Raw genomic sequence first — 17,136 nt, 5'->3', positions numbered from 1 at the left:
GTTAGGGCTGGCTTGCAAGCGCCGTCGCGCGGCTTTACCCCTCGAACCATAAGGCGGCCCCCGTGTTCGGGAGACCGCTGGGAGAGCAGGGGAGTTTCGTCGCGTGCAGCACATACTGGAGGAACTGGATCGTCGCCGGGCTCAGGCGCGGGCGGGCGGCGGCGAGAAGCGGGTGGCGGCGCAGCACGCCAAGGGCAAGCTGACGGCCCGCGAGCGCATCGATCTGCTGCTGGACGAAGACAGCTTCGAGGAGTTCGACATGTTCGTCGAACACCGCAGCGCCGACTTCGGCATGGCCGACCAGAAGATCCCCGGCGACGGCGTCGTCACCGGCTGGGGCACGATCAACGGCAAGGTGGTCTACGTCTTCTCCAAGGATTTCACGGTGTTCGGCGGCTCTCTGTCGGGCGCCCACGCGGCCAAGATCGTCAAGGTCCAGCGCCAGGCGATGAAGGTCGGCGCGCCGATCATCGGCCTGTTCGACGCCGGCGGCGCCCGCATCCAGGAAGGCGTCGACAGCCTGGCCGGCTATGCCGACATCTTCCTCGAGAACGTCATGGCCTCGGGCGTGGTGCCGCAGATCAGCGTGATCATGGGCCCCTGCGCCGGCGGCGACGTCTATTCGCCGGCCATGACCGACTTCATCTTCATGGTGAAGGACACCAGCTACATGTTCGTGACCGGCCCGGACGTGGTCAAGACCGTCACCAACGAGGTGGTCACCGCCGAGGAGCTGGGCGGGGCCCGGGTCCACGCGGCCAAGTCGGGCGTGGCCGAGGGCGCGTTCGAGAACGACCTGGAGGCCCTGACCCAGGTGCGCCGCCTGGTCGACTTCCTGCCCAGCTCCAACCGCGAGCCGGCCCCGGAACGCGAGAGCTTCGACGAGGCCTATCGCGCCGAGCCCAGCCTGGACACCCTGGTCCCCGACGATCCGGGCAAGCCCTACGACATGAAGGAGCTGATCCTGAAGATCGTCGACGAGGCCGACTTCTTCGAGATCTCCAGCGAGTGGGCCAAGAACATCGTCGTTGGCTTCGCCCGCATGGACGGCGAGAGCGTCGGCATCGTCGCCAACCAGCCCCAGGTGCTGGCCGGGGTGCTGGACATCGACTCCAGCCGCAAGGCGGCGCGGTTCGTGCGCTTCTGCGACGCTTTCAACATCCCGATCATCACCCTGGTCGACGTGCCGGGCTTCATGCCGGGCACCAAGCAGGAGTACGGCGGCCTGATCAAGCACGGGGCCAAGCTCTTGTTCGCCTATGCCGAGGCCACGGTGCCAAAGATCACCCTGATCACCCGCAAGGCCTATGGCGGGGCCTATGACGTGATGAGCTCCAAGCACCTGCGCGGCGACCTCAACTACGCCTGGCCCACGGCCGAGATCGCGGTGATGGGGGCCAAGGGAGCGGTGGAGATCATCTTCCGCGCCGAGGCCAAGGATCCCGTCGCGCTGGCCGCCCGCGAGGCCGAATACAAGGCCGCCTTCGCCAACCCGTTCGTGGCGGCCAGCCGAGGCTACATCGACGACGTGATCATGCCCCACGGCACCCGCAAGCGCATCGTCCGGGCGCTGAAGAGCCTGAAGGGCAAGGAGCTCTCCAATCCCTGGAAGAAACACGACAACATTCCGCTGTAAGGGACCGTCCATGGCCGCCGCGCTGATCATCGTCGACATGCAGCGCGGCATGCTGCCCGAGAACACCGGGCCTCGGAACAATCCCGACGCCGAAGACAATATCGAGCGCCTACTCGCGGCCTGGCGGGCGGCCGATAGGCCGATCGTCCACGTGCGGCACATGTCGCGCTCGCCGGCCGGGGCGTTCTGGCCCGGGTCTCCGAACTGTGAATTCCAGACGCGGTTCACGCCGTTGCCGTCCGAACACCGGATGGAGAAGAACGTCCCCGACGCCTTCGCGGGCAGCGGCCTGGAGCGGTGGTTGCGGGTGCGGGACATCCGCGACCTGGTGATCGCGGGGGTGAGCACCAACAACTCTGTTGAGGCCACGGTGCGAGCCGCATCCTGTCTGGGCTTCGGCGTCACCGTGCCGGGCGATGCTTGCTACGCCTACGACAAGACCGACCTCGCGGGGATGATGCGGCCGGCCGAGGAATGGCACGTGATGTCGCTGTCCAATCTGGATGGCGAGTACGCGACGGTCGTGCGCACGGACGAGGTCTTGGCGGACTGAGCGCGGGGAGACTCAGCGTCACGAATGGCGGACAGACCTGATCCTTCTCCCCTTGCGGGAGAAGGTGGCGCGCAGCGCCGGATGAGGGGGCGATAGGCCTGTCGGAAGGGGCGTGGGGCGTTGCAGGGTATAGCTTTGAGGGCGGTGCGACCCCCATCCGTCAGCCTGCGGCTGACACCTTCTCCCGCAAGGGGAGAAGGGCAAGCGCGCGGGGATAAGTGCGATCTTCGCGACCGCGTTCAAACCTGCCGTATTCTGTAGTCACCTCGTCGCGAGGAAAGGGCGCATGGCCAGCGACCGTTGCGGCGACGGGGGGGTGATCGAGCGGGAAGCTCTTTCGATGGTGGGTGAAAGCCGCCAACCTCGTGTGTTTCCTTGGCGGCGGTCGGCCTTGCAGCACAGAAACGACAGGAGCACGGGGGTCGGAAGTTCAGCAGGCTGGTCCGGGAGGATCAGCGGTCCGGGCTGGATGCTAACCAGCCCGCCCGTCGGAGGCTTCAAGGCGGCGAGGCTCTAACAGAGCTCGAGCGTCGCGCGCTTCCGGATAACGGTCACGCGGAGCGGACGGCTTCGTCGAAACGGTATTTTCTATTTCCGTCCGGACGTGGTCCGGACGCTCCGCGACCCTTTCCATCCCTTCAGCGGTTTCCGCGTGAAGCTGAAACCCCGTGTCTTCTCCCTTCCCCCTTGATGGGGGAAGGGCGGGGATGGGGGTGACACCATTGGACGATTTCACGAAGGCCTCGCCACATCCTGAGAGTCTGTCACCCCCATCCCCAACCCTTCCCCCATCAAAGGGGGAAGGGAGTCTGTTCAAAGATCAAACCTAACCCCCTGCGCCAGCGGCAGGGCTCCCGAGTAGTTCACCGTCGCCGTCTGCCGGCGCATGTACTGCTTCCAGCTGTCCGACCCGCTCTCGCGGCCGCCGCCGGTCTCCTTTTCGCCGCCGAACGCGCCGCCGATCTCGGCGCCCGAGGGGCCGATATTGACGTTGGCGATGCCGCAGTCGCTGCCGGACGCCGACAGGAAGGCCTCGGCCTCGCGCAGGTCGTTGGTCAGCACGCAGGAGGACAGACCCTGGGGCACATCGTTCTGGATCGCCACGGCGTCGTCGAAATCGCGATAGGAGACGACGTGCAACAAGGGCGCGAAGGTCTCGCGCTGCATGCCGGCGCTGGGCTCGGGCAGGCGGGCCAGGGCGGGGCGCACGTAATAGGCCTCGGGATGTTCGTCGATCAGCAGCCGCTCGCCGCCGCTGACGGTCCCGCCGTCGGCCCGGACCTGGTCCATGGCCGCGACGAAGCTCTGATAGGCCGCCTTGTCGTGCAATGGGCCCAGTAGCACGCCGTCCTGGCGCGGATCGCCGACCGACAGGCGCGAGAAGGCGCTCTCGACTGCGTCGGCCAGGGTGTCGACCAGGCTCTCGTGGACGATCAGGCGGCGCAGGGAGGTGCAGCGCTGGCCCGCCGTGCCGGCCGCCGAGAACACGATGGCGCGGACGGCCAGGGAGAGGTCGGCGCTGGGCGCGACGATCATGGCGTTGTTGCCGCCCAGCTCCAGGATCGAGCGGCCGAAGCGACCCGCGACGATCGGAGCCACGGCCTGGCCCATGCGGGTGGAGCCGGTGGCGCTGACCAGCGGGATGCACGGATCGCGCACCAGCCGCTCGCCGGCGTCGCGGCCGCCCAGAACCACGCTGGCCAGGCCTTCTGGCGCGTCGCCGAACCGGGCGATGGCCCGCTCCAGGATGGCGTGGGTGGCGAGAGCCGTCAGGGGCGTCTTCTCCGACGGCTTCCAGATCACCGGATCGCCGCAGACCAGCGCCAGGCACGCGTTCCAGGCCCAGACGGCGACCGGGAAGTTGAAGGCGCTGATCACTAACACCGGCCCCAGCGGATGCCAGGTCTCGCGCATGGCGTGGCCGGGACGCTCCGAAGCGATGGTCAGGCCATGCAGCTGGCGAGACAGGCCGACGGCGAAGTCGCAGATGTCGATCATCTCCTGGACCTCCCCGGCCGCTTCCGAAGCGATCTTGCCGGCTTCCAGCGTGACGAGAGCGGCCAGGTCGTCCTTGGCGGCGCGCAGCTCTTCGCCCAGCAGGCGCACCAGCTCGCCGCGACGGGGAGCGGGCACGGTGCGCCAGGCGCGGAAGGCTCTCGCCGCCGCGGAGACCTTGGCGTCGATCGTCTTGGCGTCGTCATAGGCGACCTGGGTCAGGATCGCCCCGTCGATCGGGCAGCGCACGGGAACGCCGCCGTCGGCGGGCAAGCCGGCGACACCCAGCTTGCTCAGGACGGCGCGGGCATGGGCGGAGGGGGAGGGGAACGACGTGGCCATGCCCATGGAAAACGCCGACCCCGGGGTCGGGTCAAGTCCGCTCGGCTTGACGCATGGGGGAGGCGCACTTCAAATGCGCACGCTCACATCGGGGCGATTGGGGACGGCCGCGACCAGCGCATGGACGACAACGCCGCCTATATTCAGAAACTCGAGGTCCTGCGGGCCGGCGTCGATCGACGCCTGGCCGAGCTCGCGCCCAAGGCCGGCCAGGCTCCGGACCGTCTGGTCGAGGCCGTGCGCTATGCGCTCCTGGCGCCAGGCAAGCGCTTCCGGCCGATGCTGACCCTGCTGACCGCCGCCCAGTTCGGTGCGGCCGAGGGTGCGGCCTTGGATACGGCCTGCGCCTTCGAGATGGTCCACGCCGCGTCGCTGATTCTCGACGACCTCCCGTCGATGGACAACGCCGGCCTGCGCCGGGGCCTGCCGACCATCCACCGCGCCTTCGACGAGGCCACGGCGGTGCTGTCGGGCGTAGGCCTTCTCAACGAGGCCTATGCCGTGATCGCGGGCGACAAGGGGCTGTCGGCCGCGCTGAAGGGTGAGATCACCGGACGGATCGCCGCCTCCGTGGGTTTCGTCGGCCTGATCGCCGGCCAGGCGCGTGACCTGTTCGATCGCGACCAGGTCCGCGACATGGACGCCATCGACCGCCTCAACCACGAAAAGACCGGTGTGCTGATCATGGCCGCCGCCCAGTCCGGCGCCCGGATCGCCGGAGCCTCCGACGAGGCCGTCGCGGCGGTGGGCGAGTTCGGCCGCCGCATGGGCCTGGCCTTCCAGATCCGCGACGACATCATCGACGCCGAGGGTTCGGTCGACGGGGCCGGCAAGGATGTCGGCCAGGACGCCGGCATGACCACGGTCGTCTCGCTGCTGGGCGTCGAAGGGGCGCGGGCGGCGATGGAAGAGCATGTGGCGGTGGGCCAGGCGGCGCTGGACAGCGTCGGCGGCTGCGATCTCGTGGCCGGCTACGTGGGTCGCCTCTTCGCCGGGCGCAAGGCCGCCGCGTGACCGGCGAGGCCATTCTGACGGTCGCCGGCGTGGTCCACGCCTATGGCGACAAGCCCGTGCTGCAAGGCGTCGACCTGATCCTGAAACCCGGCGAAATCTACGCCCTGCTGGGGCCGAACGGCGCGGGCAAGACCACCCTGATTAAGACGATCTGCGGCCGCATCCGCCCCAACGGCGGCGCGGTGGCTCTGCACGGCCAGGACCCTGCGCGGGTCGCCTCGGCCCGGGGTTGCCTGGGCCTGGCGCCGCAGGAAATCGCCCTCTACGCCCATCTGACCGTGGCCGAGAATCTGGCGACCTTCGCCAGCCTGGCCCAGGCGCCGCGCCGCGCCGTGCCCGCCGCCGTGCAGCGCGCCATGGAACTGACCCGCATCGCCGACCGGGCCAACGTGCAGATCCGTCATCTGTCGGGCGGCTATCAGCGCCGCGCCAACATCGCCGCCGCCATCATCCACCAGCCAGCCCTGCTGATCCTCGACGAGCCGACGGTCGGGGTCGACATCGACGCCCGCGAGGCCCTGGACGCGGTGATCCGCGACCTGCGCGACACCGGCGTGGCGGTGCTGATCACCACCCACGACCTGGAGCAGGCCGGGGGGCTGGCCGATCGCGTGGGCTTCCTTCGCGACGGCCGCATGGCCCTGGAAGGAACGCCGGCGGCCCTGATCGCCGACGCCTTCGGCCAGCAGATGGAGGTCCTGGTCGAACTGGCCGAGGAGCCCGACGCCGCCGGCGAAGCGCGCCTTGACGCCGAAGGCCTGGTCCGCGCTCCGCGCCGCGCCAAGCTTTGGACCCGCCTGGACGCCGACGGCTACGCCGCCGCCGGCAGGCTCGACAAGGCGCTGCGCCAGGCTGGGCTGACGCCGCGCGAGATCCGGGTCCGCGAGCCGTCGCTGCACACCCTGTTCAGCCTGGTGGCCGACCGGAAGCTGGCGGCATGATCCGGCTGGAGATGATCCTGGCCATGGTCCGCGTGATGGCGCTGGAGCTGTGGCGCGACCGGGCGGCCCTGGTCATGACCTTCCTGCTGCCGCCGCTGGTGTTCCTGATCTTCAGCTCGGTGTTCGCCGGGGCCACGGGCGAGGACATCAAGCCGAAACTGGCCGTCGCCGACCTGGCCCGCAGCGAGACCTCGGGCCGGGTGGCGCAGGCGCTGCTGAAGGGGGCGGAGATTCGGGCCGAAGCGGTGACGCCGGCCACGGTCGAGGCCGTGCGGGCGGCGGTGAAGTCAGGCCAGGCCGACGCCGGGCTGGTCATTCGCACGGACCCGGCGGCCAAGGGGCGGCCGTTCCTGATTATCTCCGATCCGGCCCGCGCCGTCGCCGCGCCGCTGACCCAGGCTCGGGTGCAGCAGGCTCTGGGCCGGGCAGCCCCCGACGCCGCCATGCGTCGCGCCGTCGAGCAGGTGATGCCGGCCCTGGGCGAGTTGACCGAGGACCAGATCGAGCGCGTCGACACCGCCGCTGCGATCCTGAAGAGCGAACCGCCCAAGGAGATGAGGAGCGACCTTTTCGACCGCGAGGACCTGGTCGGCGCCAAGAAGGGCGGGGCGACCATAGCCTATTACGCCGGGGCGGTGATGATCCTGTTCGCGCTGTTCTCGGCCATGCAGGGCGCGCTGGGCCTGATGGACGAGCGCCGCACGGGGGTCGCCGACCGCCTGCTGGCCGGGGTGGCGGGCATGGGACCGGTGGTGACCGGCAAGTTCGTCTTTCTGGTGGGGCAGGGGATCGTCCAGGCGGTGGCCATCTTCGCCACCGCCCAGATCGTCTATGGCGTGGCGGTGATCCCGCACTTCGTCTTGTGGCTGCCCACCACCCTGGCCGCCGCCATCTGCGCCGCCGGCCTGGCCCTTGGCCTCGTGTCGGTCTGCAGGACCCGCGAGCAGGCCCAGATGCTGTCGACCTTCGTGATCCTGGTGCTGGCCGCGATCGGCGGCAGCATGGTGCCACGCTTCCTGATGCCGGTCTGGCTGCAGACCGTCGGCTGGTTCACGCCGCACGCCTGGGTGATTGACGCATATCAAGGCGTGCTGTGGCGCGACGCCGGAATCTCGCAGGTGTATAAGGCGTGGGGCGTGCTGACCGCCGCCGGCCTGGCCGGCCTGGCGCTGGCCCAGACCCTGGCGCGGCTGTCGCGTCGATAGGACCCGTGATGACGACCCTGGCGTTCGATATCCTGCTGTTCCTGGGCGCCTTCGCCTTCATGGAAGGCTTCGCCTGGGTGACCCACAAGTACGTCATGCACGGCTTCATGTGGAGCTGGCACAGGTCGCACCACGAGCCGCGCGAGGGCGTCTTCGAATTGAACGACCTGTTCGCCGTGGTCTTCGCGACGCCGGCCATTGTGGCGATCTATTTCGGCGTCCACGGCACGCCCTGGCTGCTGCCGGTCGGGCTGGGGATCACCGCCTACGGCCTGATGTACTTCATCTTCCACGACGGCATGGTGCATCGGCGCTTCAAGGTGCCGCTCGGCAAGTCGGCCTTCTGGAAGCGCGCCATCCAGGCCCATCGCATCCACCACGCGGTCCACACCAAGCACGGCGCGGTGTCGTTCGGCTTCCTGTGGGCGAGACCAGTGCGCGAGTTGAAGGCCCAGCTGAAGGCGATGGGCGTCGAAGCCTAGATCTTCGACCACATGGCCGGCCGCGCCGGCGGCGTGACCAGCCGGTCGAACATCGCCGAGCGCAGGGCCATGACGACGCCTTCCAGGGCCCGCCACATCTTCATCCGCCCGCTGACCACGACCCGTTCGTCCCAGGCCTTGTCGCCGACCCGGACCACGTCCAGCCCGATCTGCCGATAGACGCCCCGCGCCGCCGCGATCGCCCACGCCGAACGGACCGGCAGGTCGCGCAGACCCCAGCGGGCCGAGGCGTAATAGGGCTCGGCGGCGTCGACCAGCCGCTTGGCCATGATCGCCACTGCGCCGCGATGGGCCGGATCGGCGACGGCGTCGTCCGGTACGCCCAGCTCGGTCAACCAGGCGCGAGGGACGTAGACCCGGTCGTTGCGGGCGTCCTCGACGATGTCGCGGGCGATGTTGGTCAGCTGGAAGGCCAGGCCCAGGTCCTGAGCGCGACGCAGGGTCGGCAGGTCGTCGGGCTTCACGCCCATGACCAGGGCCATCATCGTCCCGACTACGCCGGCCACGCCCCAGCAATAGTCGAGCAGGTCGTCCAAGGTCTGGTAGCGGCGGCCTTCGACGTCCATGGCGAAGCCGTCGATCATGTCCAGGGCGTAGCGCTCTGGGATGCCGCGCCGCTGGGCCACGGTCTGGAAGGCGGCGAACTGCGGATCGGTCGGCGGCTCGCCGGCCAGGGCGGCGCGGGTCTGGGCGTAGAGGGCGGCCAGGCGCGCTGGCGCGTCCTCGACCGGGCTCATGCCGTGGCCCAGGGTCTGGCCGTCGATGACGTCGTCGCAGTGACGGCACCAGGCGTAGAGCATCTCGGCGTCGGCGCGGGTCTCCGCGTCGAACAGGGCGGCGGCGGCGGCGAAGCTCTTGCTGCCCTTCTGGATTGCCTCGCGGCTCTGGACCTCTAGGTCGCTCACGCGGTTTCCGTCTGGAAGTCGTCGATCATCAGGCCGGCCGTGGCCTTGGCCGAGCCGACCACGCCGGGAATGCCCGCGCCGGGATGGGTGCCAGCCCCGACGAAATAGAGGTTGGGAATGACGTCGTCGCGATTGTGGGTGCGGAAGAAGGCGCTCTGGGTCAGGAGCGGCTCCAGCGAGAAGGCCGCGCCGTTCCAGGCGTTCAGCTCGGTCGTGAAATCGTCCGGCGTGAAGATGCGGCTGGTCACCAGATCTCGCGACAGGTTGGGGATGTAGCGATCCTCCAGGTACTTGAGGATCTTGTCGCGATAGGCCGGGCCCTGCTCGGTCCAGTCGATGTCGGCGGTCTCGAGATTGGGCACCACCGACAGGACGTAGAAGCTGCTGCATCCGGGCGGGGCCATGCCGGGATCCGTGGCGCACGGCGAATGCAGATAGAGCGAGAAATCGTCGGCCAGGCCGTCCTTGTTATAGATCTCGCCGATCAGCTCCCGATAGCGCGGGCCAAAGCAGATGGTGTGATGGCGGATGTCGGGATGCTCGGCCTTCAGACCGAAATAGATCACGAACAGCGAGGGGCTCCAGCGCTTGCTCTCCAGCGCCTTGCCCACCTTCTTGCCGCGCGGATCATCGACCAGCAGTTCGCGATAGGTGTGCATGACGTCGGCGTTCGAGGCGACGGTGTCGAAGGCTTCGAACGCGCCATCGTGATGGATGACGCCGGTGACGCGGCCGTCCTTGGTAGTGATCTTCTGGACGGGCGCATTGAGGCGGATCGTCCCGCCCAGGTCCTCGAGCAGCCGCACGAGACCCCGGATCAGCGCGCCGGTCCCGCCGCGCGGGAACCAGACGCCGCCGCGACGCTCCAAGGCGTGGATCAGGGCGTAGATCGACGAGGTGGCGAACGGGCTGCCGCCGACCAGCAGGCTGTGGAACGACAGGGCCTGGCGGACATGCTCATCCTTCACGAAGGACGAGACCTTGTCATAGACGCTGCGCCAGGCCTGCAGCTTCATCAGCGCGGGGGCGGACGAGACCATGCTGCGGATGTCGAGGAACGGCACGGCGCCCAGCTCGACATAACCCTTCTGATACAGCTCTTCGGAATAGGCGTGGAACTTGCGGTAGCCCTCGACGTCGGCCGGATTGCGGGCGGCGATCTGGCGATCCAGCTCGGCCTGATCATTGACGTAGTCGAAGACGTCGCCGTCTTCCCAGACCAGCCGGTAGAATGGATTGACCGGCATCAGCTCGACATAGTCCTCGATCTTGCGGCCGCTGATCGTGAACAGCTCCTTCAAGCAATCGGGATCGGTGATCACTGTCGGGCCAGCGTCGAAGATGAAGCCCTCGTCTTCCCAGACGTAGGCGCGGCCGCCGGGCTTGTCGCGGCTTTCCATCACCGTGACGTCGAAGCCGGAGGATTGCAGACGGATGGCCAGCGACAGGCCGCCGAAGCCGGAGCCGATGACTGCCGCGCGAGGTTTGGGATGGGTCATGCGATCCTGTCTTCGGTCACTGAGGCTTCACTGAGATATCCAAGCGCCGCGCCGATGGGAACCGGTGGCTTGCCGATCAGCACGCGGGCCCGGTCCCACGGCGTGAGCCGGGCGGCGTAGAAGCGCTGGATCAGCGGCGCGCCGAGCCGGTAGAATCGCTCCAGCACCTTGTAGCGCTGGTCCGGCGCGCAGGCCTTGAACAGCATGCGGTTGAGCAGGCGGAAGAATCGACGCCTGCGCCAGCAGGCCTTCGAGTGAGCCTCGGCGCAGGCGCGGACATGGGCGCTGGTGATGCGGGGCAGGGCGGCGATCTGGTCGGCCAGACGCGCGGCGTCGGGCAGGGAATAGCCGGTGGTCGGCTGGAACAGCGCGGCGCGCAGGCCCACCTCGGCGACCTGGGCCCGGGCCTCGCGCCAATAGGCGTCGATGTCGCCGGCCAGAGCGATGGGCAGAACGCCGTGCTCCTCGCGCTCGATCTTGGCGATGGTCCAGCCCTGCTGGCCGGCATAGGCGGCGATGGCGGCGCGCAGGTCGGCGTGGTCGAGATCGGGGCCGTCGCTGTAGCGGGTGTCCTCGATCAGCAGGCGGGTGGCGTCCAGCGGCAGCACGTAGAGGAAGCGATAGCCATCCAGCTGCGAGACCGTGGCGTCCATGACGATCGGGCGGGTCAGGCCGTGGGGCGCCGACAGCTTCACGCCCTGACCCAGAAACTTCTGCCAGCCCAGCACCAGGCTGCGGCTGCGGCGGGGACCCCGGCCGTCGATGACGGCGGCGGCGGCGATGCGGCGACCGTCAGACAGCGTGACCTGATGCGGCGAGACGTCGGACACCGGTGCGTTCAGCCAGGCGTCCTTGCCCAGCGCCGCGACCACCGCCTCGTGCAGACGCTTGGAGGTGATCGCCAGATAGGGCGTATCCAGTGTGCGTTGATGCTCGGGGAAGCGCACGTCGTAACCCGGCCAGCGATGGACGATCAGCGGACGCAGCCAGCCGCTGATCCCGGGGCTGACGTCGGTCTGGAAGTGGCACCAGGTGTGCTCGCCGCCGATTCGCGTGTCGCGCTCCAGCATCACGACCCGAAGGTCGGGCCGCAGCGCTTTCAGACGCAGGGCGATCAAGCTGTTGGCCAGCCCGCCGCCCACCAGGACGACATCGGCGCGGGTTGTGGAGGACGCAACTGCCATGCCCAGGCTCTAGCACGATTGGGCGGCGTCCACGCCAGCGTTGCGCACGACGGAGCGACCGGTTACGGACGGTCAAATCGGGAGGCGCCCATGTCCGAGGCCAGGATCATCGACGGTAAGGCATTCGCGGCCGATCTGCGTGCGCGGATCGCCGAGGAGGTGGCCGCCCTGAAGGCCGATCACGGCCTGACGCCCGGCCTGGCCGTGGTGCTGGTGGGCGAGGATCCGGCCAGCCAGGTCTATGTCCGTAACAAGGGCGAGCAGACCCTGGCGGCGGGCATGCATTCGGAAACCCATCGCTTGCCGGCCGACGTCACCCAGGACGATCTGCTGGATCTGTTGGGCCGGCTGAACGCCGATCCGGCCATCCATGGCATTCTCGTGCAGTTTCCGGTGCCCGATCATCTCAGCCAGGCTGATATCGTCGCGGCGATCTCGCCCAACAAGGATGTCGATGGCCTGACCGTCACCAACGCCGGCCGCCTGGCCAGCGGCTTGCCGGCCCTGACGCCTTGCACGCCGCTGGGCTGCATGATGCTGCTGAAGGACGTGCTGGGCGACCTGAAGGGCAAGAACGCCGTGGTCATCGGCCGCTCGAACCTGATGGGCAAGCCGATGGCGCAGATGCTGCTGGCCGCCGACTGCACCGTCACCATCGCCCATTCGCGTAGTCAGGCCCTGCCGTCCATCGTCCGTCAGGCCGACATCGTCGTCGCCGCCGTCGGTCGCGCCGAGATGGTCAAGGCCGACTGGGTCAAGCCGGGCGCGGCGGTCATCGACGTCGGCATCAGCCGCTTTCCGGCCCGCGATCCGGACGCGGCGGCGGCAGGCAAGACCCGTCTGGTCGGCGACGTCGCCTTCGACGAGGTCAAGGCCGTGGCCGGAGCGATCACGCCGGTGCCGGGCGGGGTGGGGCCGATGACCATCGCCTGCCTGCTGGCCAACACTCTTACGGCCGCCAAGCGCCTGCACGAGATCGACGCCTGATGCGCCGGGCGATGGTCCTGGCGTTCGCCGTCGTCTCACTGGCCGCCTGCGGCGAGAAGCGCCCGCCGGCCCCGACGCCCGAACAGGCCCTGCTGTTGAAGCCCGCCGACGCGCGGCTGGCGGGTCTCTACGAGACCTCCTGCAAGGCCTGCCACGCCACCCCCGGCACGGGCGCGCCGCAGGTCCATGACCGCGCCGCCTGGGACCCGCGCTGGAAGCAGGGCGAAGCCGCGCTGCTGGACCACACCGTGCAGGGCTACAAGGCCATGCCGGCGTCCGGGCAATGCGTGGCTTGCGCCCCGTCCGATTTCCAGGGCCTCATACGATTCATGGCGGGGCGCGAAGACCCCGCATAAGCCGGGGGAACGCGATGATCTCGAGACGAGGCGCTCTGGTCGCGGGCGGTACGGGAGCCGCGGTGGTCGCTACCGGCGCGACCGGATATCTGGTCGCCACCCATGACAAGCCCGAACCCTTGGCGCCGCCGTCCGTCAACGCCGAGGGCCATCTGCTCTGGCGCAACTGGTCCGGTGTGCAGACCGCCTATCCCTCCGCGCGGCTGGCGCCCAAGGACGAGGGCGAACTGGCCCTGATGCTGAAGACCGCCGCGGCGCCGATCCGGCCGGTGGGAGCAGGACACTCCTTCACGGCCCTGGCGCCGACCAGCGGCGCGCTGGTGTCGCTGGACGCGATGGCGGGGATCACCAGCTGGGAAGGCGACGAGGCGGTGGTGCTGGCCGGCACGCGCCTGGGCGCGCTGGGACCGGCCCTGGCCGCCAAGGGCCGGGCCATGGCCAATCTGCCCGACATCAACAAGCAGTCTCTGGCCGGGGCCCTGGCCACCGCGACGCACGGCACGGGCGTCAAGCTGCAGGCCCTGCACGGCGACGTCACCGCGCTGCGGCTGGTCACGCCCGGCGGCCGGGTCATCGACTGCGACGAGACCCATGAGCCGGACATCTTCCAGGCGGCCAGGGTGTCGCTGGGGGCGCTGGGTGTGATCTCCCAGGTGCGGCTCAAGACCATTCCCAACCGCCGCATCCGCCGCAAGGTCTGGATCGAACCGTTCGACGACGCCCTGGCCAAGGCCGAGGCGCGTTGGGCCGAGCATCGCAATTTCGAGTTCTACGCCGTGCCGTTCACGGGACTGGCCGCCTGCATCAGCCATGACGAGACCGACGATGCGGCCCAGGCGCGGGGTCCCGACCAGGACACCGCCTTCCTCGACGCCTTGAAGGGGCTGCGCAATCTGCTGGGCTTCTCGACGCCGCTGCGCAAGGCCGCCGCCCGCGCGCTGTTGGCCGGAGCCAAGCCAGAGACCGCCGTCGACGAGGGCTGGAAGCTGCTGTCGACCGAGCGGCCGGTGCGCTTCAACGAGATGGAGTTCCATCTGCCGGTGGATGCCCAGCTGCAGGCGTTGCAGGAGGTGGTCCGGGTCATCGAGAAGGAGCGGCCCGACGTCTTCTTCCCGATCGAGGTTCGCCGGATCGCGGCCGACGACGCCTGGCTCTCGCCGTTCAGCAGCGGACCGCGCGGTTCGATCGCCGTGCATACGCACTACAAGGACGACTTCGCGTTCCTGTACGAGCTGGTCGAACCGATCTTCCGCCGCCACGGCGGACGGCCGCACTGGGGCAAGCTGCACAGCCTGAACGGCCGCGCGCTGGAAGCGCTGTATCCGCGCTGGGAGGATTTCCTGAAGGTGCGGGCCGAGCTGGATCCGGAGGGGCGGATGCTCAATCCATACCTGAGAGGTCTGTTCGGCCTGGTTTAGCCGGCGAGGTACTCGGACGTGCGGCCTTCCAGTTCCTCGGCCAGCGCCTTGCCCACGGGGTGGGTGTCGACCTTGATGTCGCCGCGCACCGCCGCCTTGATGGCGTCGATGTGGGCGTCGACCAGGAACATCGGGGCCGAGAGACGGGTTTCCGGCTCATCGATCAGCTTGCACAGCGACGCGGCGATGCGGGTGATCAGCGGGAACTCGTAGGTGGCGCCGAGACCCTTCAGGTCGTGGGCGCGCAGATAGAGCGTCTCGACCGTCGTGGCGGTCAGGCCCTGGACCTTGACCTCCTGGCGAGCGGCCTCGAGCTTGGTGATCTCGTCCTGCAGCCATTGGGCGAAGTTGCCCGACAGGCTCTTCAGAGCGGCTTCGGCCTTGGCGATGGCGGCCATATCGATGCCGCCGCGCCCGCCCACCTTGAGCTTGAGCATATTCGGCACCTGGATCACCTCAGCGGTGGTCTTGTTCGTCACTTTCGCCTCCCCAGCGGCGGAATTTGGAGATCGGTACCATAGCAGGCGTTAACAACGAATGAGACGTAGGTTTCAGTGCGGCCAAGCGTCTCAGGCCGAGAACTGCTCAGCTAGAACCCGCTCGTCTAGACTACGGCCGGCGTCGAACAACATCGCCAGACTGGTGTCGCGATCTTCCGAGATGTGGACTTCCATGACATCGCGGACCTCGAAATTGTCGGCCACCGCGCTGACTGGCCGCTTGTCGGCCTCCAGAATCTCGAAGGTGATCCGCGCCGAGCGCGGCAGCAGGGCGCCGCGCCAGCGGCGGGGGCGAAAGGCGCTGATCGGCGTCAGGGCCAGGACCTGGCCGCCGATGGGAATGATCGGGCCGTGGGCCGAGAGGTTGTAGGCTGTCGAACCGGCCGGGGTGGCGATCAGGGCTCCGTCGCAGACCAGTTCGCCCATCCGCACCTTGCCGTCGATCGAGATGCGCAGCTTGGCGGTCTGGCGGGTCTGCCGCAGCAGCGAGACCTCGTTGATGGCCAGGGCGTGGTGGTTCTGGCGTTTGGAATCGATGGCGGTCATGGCCAGCGGGTGGATGACGGCGCGTTCGGCGGCGTTGATCCGCTCCAGCAGGCCGTCCTCGCTGTACTCGTTCATCAGGAAGCCGACCGAGCCGCGGTTCATGCCGTAGATCGGGGTCTGCTTGGCCATCGCGCCGTGCAAGGTTTCGAGCATGAAGCCGTCGCCGCCCAACGCCACGATCACCTGGGCCGCGTCCTCGCCGACGTCGCCATAGCGGGCGGCGAGACGGTCGCGCGCTTCCTCGGCTTCGGGGCGGTCGCTGGCCTTGAAGGAGAGGCGAGTCAGGGCGGGCTGCGGCGTGTACATCGGGCTCAAGAGGCGTGAAGCCCGCCCGCTTGTCAAACCGCTCCGACGGCCTGCCGGAAGGCCATTCCGGCGATGTCCGGCGTAAAGGGGCCAAAGGCGCTGCCGGCGCGGCGAGCGCCCTCGTCGCCGCCGCCCGGACGGCCGCCGTTCAACTGGCGGACGTGCTCCAGGATGGTCGGGAAGACGCTGCGGTCGATGCCGACAGCCGAACAGGCCAGCGCCAGAAGTTCAGGCCGGTTGCTGTCGATCGCGCGACGGATCTGGGCCGGTTCGAAATGACCCAGGCGAGCCAGGGCCAGGACGAACAACGGCAGGCGGCCTTCGCGCAGCACGCGCAGCAGGTAGCCCGGACGAAGCTGGCCGGCGGAATCGAGCTTCTCGACCAGCGAGCGCTCCATCGCCTCGCGCTCCTCCTCGCTCTCGACGACGCCGTCGTTGGCCGGATCCTCGCCGTTGTGCGCGGCGCGCAGGGCCTCGTCGACGGCGGCGTTCATCAGGACGGGATCGAGATGGAAGCGGGCGGTGAGGGCGTCGCGCAGGGCGCGGCCGACCCAGAGATAAAGCTGTTCGGCCAGGTCAGTGGACAGGCGCGCGTGGCGAGCCAGGGGCGAGCGCAGGGCCACGATGTCCTTGGCCCGATCCACGAGCTTTCGCAGGCCCTCCTGGGAAAGCTCTGCGGTCTCGTTGTTGGCCAGGGCCGTCAGCACGGCGGGCTCACCGCGGGCCAGGATGGCTTCGACGACCGAGGCGGCCAGGCGCGGCCGGCGGGCCACTTCGATCTGATGTTCCAGCGTGGCCTGGACCAGCAGGCGGATCAGGTCATGATCCTGCAGCACCGGGCTACGGGCGATGATCGGGCGGGCGATCTCGATCTCGTCGAGGGCCAGGATGTTGATCAAGGCCGAGGGGGCCCAGGCGGCGTCGGCCAGGCGCTCAGCCAGACGCTGGCGAATGTCGCGCTCGGCTTCGACGACCAGGGTCATGAAGATGGAATCGAGCAGGCGCTGGACGTCGGGATCGGTCGGGGCGCCAACGGTCTCGCTGGCCTCGCATAGCTCGATGATGCCGGTCAGCAGCCGTTCGCGATCGCCCGGATCGCGGCTGCGCGCCAGTGTCAGAAGCTTTGCGGTCTGGACGGCTTGGATGACCAGCCTCCTCGAATCCCGAACTCGGTGAAGATGACCTTGCCGACGCTAAATGAAAACATGCTTAAACAGGCGAACCCGCCAAACCATAAGAATAGCGG

At 68.7% G+C, this 17,136-nt stretch carries 16 protein-coding genes; 9 read left to right on the top strand and 7 right to left on the bottom strand.

The window, feature by feature from the left end:
• Positions 1–103 precede the first annotated feature (103 nt).
• Positions 104–1,636, top strand: coding sequence for an acyl-CoA carboxylase subunit beta (locus AC1RUS_RS18535; RefSeq protein ID WP_492918069.1), 1,533 nt, complete (start codon positions 104–106; stop codon positions 1,634–1,636).
• A gap of 10 nt (positions 1,637–1,646) precedes the next feature.
• The gene (locus AC1RUS_RS18530; protein ID WP_492918068.1) at positions 1,647–2,189 is read left to right on the top strand and encodes a cysteine hydrolase family protein; all 543 of its coding nucleotides are present in this window, start codon (positions 1,647–1,649) and stop codon (positions 2,187–2,189) included.
• Positions 2,190–3,002: 813 nt separating this feature from the next.
• Here the strand turns inward: AC1RUS_RS18530 and amaB are convergent.
• Complete coding sequence (amaB, locus tag AC1RUS_RS18525; RefSeq protein WP_492918125.1) at positions 3,003–4,526, bottom strand: L-piperidine-6-carboxylate dehydrogenase; 1,524 nt, start codon at positions 4,524–4,526, stop codon at positions 3,003–3,005.
• Between the two features lie 120 nt (positions 4,527–4,646).
• Between amaB and AC1RUS_RS18520 the strand changes: the two genes are divergently transcribed.
• The 4 genes from AC1RUS_RS18520 to AC1RUS_RS18505 are packed head-to-tail and all read left to right on the top strand — an operon-like array spanning position 4,647 to position 8,168.
• Positions 4,647–5,540: a polyprenyl synthetase family protein gene (locus AC1RUS_RS18520; RefSeq protein ID WP_492918067.1), complete on the top strand. Its 894-nt coding sequence runs from the start codon at positions 4,647–4,649 to the stop codon at positions 5,538–5,540.
• Positions 5,537–6,481, top strand: a complete 945-nt coding sequence (locus AC1RUS_RS18515; RefSeq protein ID WP_492918066.1) for an ABC transporter ATP-binding protein — start codon at positions 5,537–5,539, stop codon at positions 6,479–6,481. The genes AC1RUS_RS18520 and AC1RUS_RS18515 overlap by 4 nt, the downstream gene beginning before the upstream one ends.
• Entirely contained in the window at positions 6,478–7,686 is a 1,209-nt protein-coding gene (locus tag AC1RUS_RS18510; RefSeq protein WP_492918065.1) for an ABC transporter permease, read from the top strand. The genes AC1RUS_RS18515 and AC1RUS_RS18510 overlap by 4 nt, the downstream gene beginning before the upstream one ends.
• A gap of 8 nt (positions 7,687–7,694) precedes the next feature.
• Positions 7,695–8,168 (top strand): sterol desaturase family protein, encoded by a 474-nt coding sequence (locus AC1RUS_RS18505; RefSeq protein WP_492918124.1) that lies wholly within the window; start codon positions 7,695–7,697, stop codon positions 8,166–8,168.
• On the opposite strand, the gene AC1RUS_RS18500 is transcribed toward AC1RUS_RS18505, so the two are convergent.
• Genes AC1RUS_RS18500 through crtY form a run of 3 tightly spaced genes read right to left on the bottom strand, consistent with a single transcriptional unit; the run spans position 8,165 to position 11,777 of the window.
• A complete protein-coding gene (locus AC1RUS_RS18500; RefSeq protein WP_492918064.1) occupies positions 8,165–9,094 on the bottom strand; it encodes a phytoene/squalene synthase family protein in 930 nt (309 codons plus the stop codon). The genes AC1RUS_RS18505 and AC1RUS_RS18500 overlap by 4 nt on opposite strands.
• Positions 9,091–10,593: a phytoene desaturase gene (locus AC1RUS_RS18495; RefSeq protein WP_492918063.1), complete on the bottom strand. Its 1,503-nt coding sequence runs from the start codon at positions 10,591–10,593 to the stop codon at positions 9,091–9,093. Before AC1RUS_RS18495 ends, AC1RUS_RS18500 begins: the two co-directional genes overlap by 4 nt.
• The gene (crtY, locus tag AC1RUS_RS18490) at positions 10,590–11,777 is read right to left on the bottom strand and encodes a lycopene beta-cyclase CrtY (protein ID WP_492918062.1); all 1,188 of its coding nucleotides are present in this window, start codon (positions 11,775–11,777) and stop codon (positions 10,590–10,592) included. The genes AC1RUS_RS18495 and crtY overlap by 4 nt, the downstream gene beginning before the upstream one ends.
• A 90-nt stretch (positions 11,778–11,867) precedes the next feature.
• Here crtY and folD point away from each other — a divergent pair, with 90 nt between their 5' ends.
• Genes folD through AC1RUS_RS18475 form a run of 3 tightly spaced genes read left to right on the top strand, consistent with a single transcriptional unit; the run spans position 11,868 to position 14,538 of the window.
• Positions 11,868–12,764: a bifunctional methylenetetrahydrofolate dehydrogenase/methenyltetrahydrofolate cyclohydrolase FolD gene (gene folD, locus AC1RUS_RS18485; protein WP_492918061.1), complete on the top strand. Its 897-nt coding sequence runs from the start codon at positions 11,868–11,870 to the stop codon at positions 12,762–12,764.
• Complete coding sequence (locus AC1RUS_RS18480) at positions 12,764–13,120, top strand: c-type cytochrome (RefSeq protein ID WP_492918060.1); 357 nt, start codon at positions 12,764–12,766, stop codon at positions 13,118–13,120. The genes folD and AC1RUS_RS18480 overlap by 1 nt, the downstream gene beginning before the upstream one ends.
• A gap of 14 nt (positions 13,121–13,134) precedes the next feature.
• The gene (locus tag AC1RUS_RS18475; RefSeq protein WP_492918059.1) at positions 13,135–14,538 is read left to right on the top strand and encodes a D-arabinono-1,4-lactone oxidase; all 1,404 of its coding nucleotides are present in this window, start codon (positions 13,135–13,137) and stop codon (positions 14,536–14,538) included.
• On the opposite strand, the gene AC1RUS_RS18470 is transcribed toward AC1RUS_RS18475, so the two are convergent.
• From AC1RUS_RS18470 to AC1RUS_RS18460, 3 genes are all read right to left on the bottom strand, one after another.
• A complete protein-coding gene (locus AC1RUS_RS18470; RefSeq protein ID WP_492918058.1) occupies positions 14,535–15,017 on the bottom strand; it encodes an Hpt domain-containing protein in 483 nt (160 codons plus the stop codon). The genes AC1RUS_RS18475 and AC1RUS_RS18470 overlap by 4 nt on opposite strands.
• Before the next feature lie 90 nt (positions 15,018–15,107).
• A complete protein-coding gene (locus tag AC1RUS_RS18465; RefSeq protein ID WP_492918057.1) occupies positions 15,108–15,890 on the bottom strand; it encodes an NAD kinase in 783 nt (260 codons plus the stop codon).
• A gap of 32 nt (positions 15,891–15,922) precedes the next feature.
• Positions 15,923–17,008, bottom strand: coding sequence for a DUF2336 domain-containing protein (locus tag AC1RUS_RS18460; RefSeq protein ID WP_492918123.1), 1,086 nt, complete (start codon positions 17,006–17,008; stop codon positions 15,923–15,925).
• Positions 17,009–17,136 lie beyond the last annotated feature (128 nt).

Source organism: Caulobacter sp. GW821-FHT10F06 (assembly GCF_058809215.1).
The sequence above is the reverse complement of the archived record's forward strand: the minus strand, read 5'-3'. Positions and strand labels throughout refer to the sequence as shown.

Coding starts and splice junctions, on each gene's coding strand:
- AC1RUS_RS18505 (WP_492918124.1), top strand. CDS start 7,695: ATGACGACCCTGGCGTTCGATATCCTGCTGTTCCTGGGCGCCTTCGCC.
- AC1RUS_RS18475 (WP_492918059.1), top strand. CDS start 13,135: ATGATCTCGAGACGAGGCGCTCTGGTCGCGGGCGGTACGGGAGCCGCG.
- AC1RUS_RS18530 (WP_492918068.1), top strand. CDS start 1,647: ATGGCCGCCGCGCTGATCATCGTCGACATGCAGCGCGGCATGCTGCCC.
- AC1RUS_RS18480 (WP_492918060.1), top strand. CDS start 12,764: ATGCGCCGGGCGATGGTCCTGGCGTTCGCCGTCGTCTCACTGGCCGCC.
- amaB (WP_492918125.1), bottom strand. CDS start 4,526: ATGGCCACGTCGTTCCCCTCCCCCTCCGCCCATGCCCGCGCCGTCCTG.
- folD (WP_492918061.1), top strand. CDS start 11,868: ATGTCCGAGGCCAGGATCATCGACGGTAAGGCATTCGCGGCCGATCTG.
- AC1RUS_RS18510 (WP_492918065.1), top strand. CDS start 6,478: ATGATCCGGCTGGAGATGATCCTGGCCATGGTCCGCGTGATGGCGCTG.
- AC1RUS_RS18465 (WP_492918057.1), bottom strand. CDS start 15,890: ATGTACACGCCGCAGCCCGCCCTGACTCGCCTCTCCTTCAAGGCCAGC.
- AC1RUS_RS18495 (WP_492918063.1), bottom strand. CDS start 10,593: ATGACCCATCCCAAACCTCGCGCGGCAGTCATCGGCTCCGGCTTCGGC.
- crtY (WP_492918062.1), bottom strand. CDS start 11,777: ATGGCAGTTGCGTCCTCCACAACCCGCGCCGATGTCGTCCTGGTGGGC.
- AC1RUS_RS18520 (WP_492918067.1), top strand. CDS start 4,647: ATGGACGACAACGCCGCCTATATTCAGAAACTCGAGGTCCTGCGGGCC.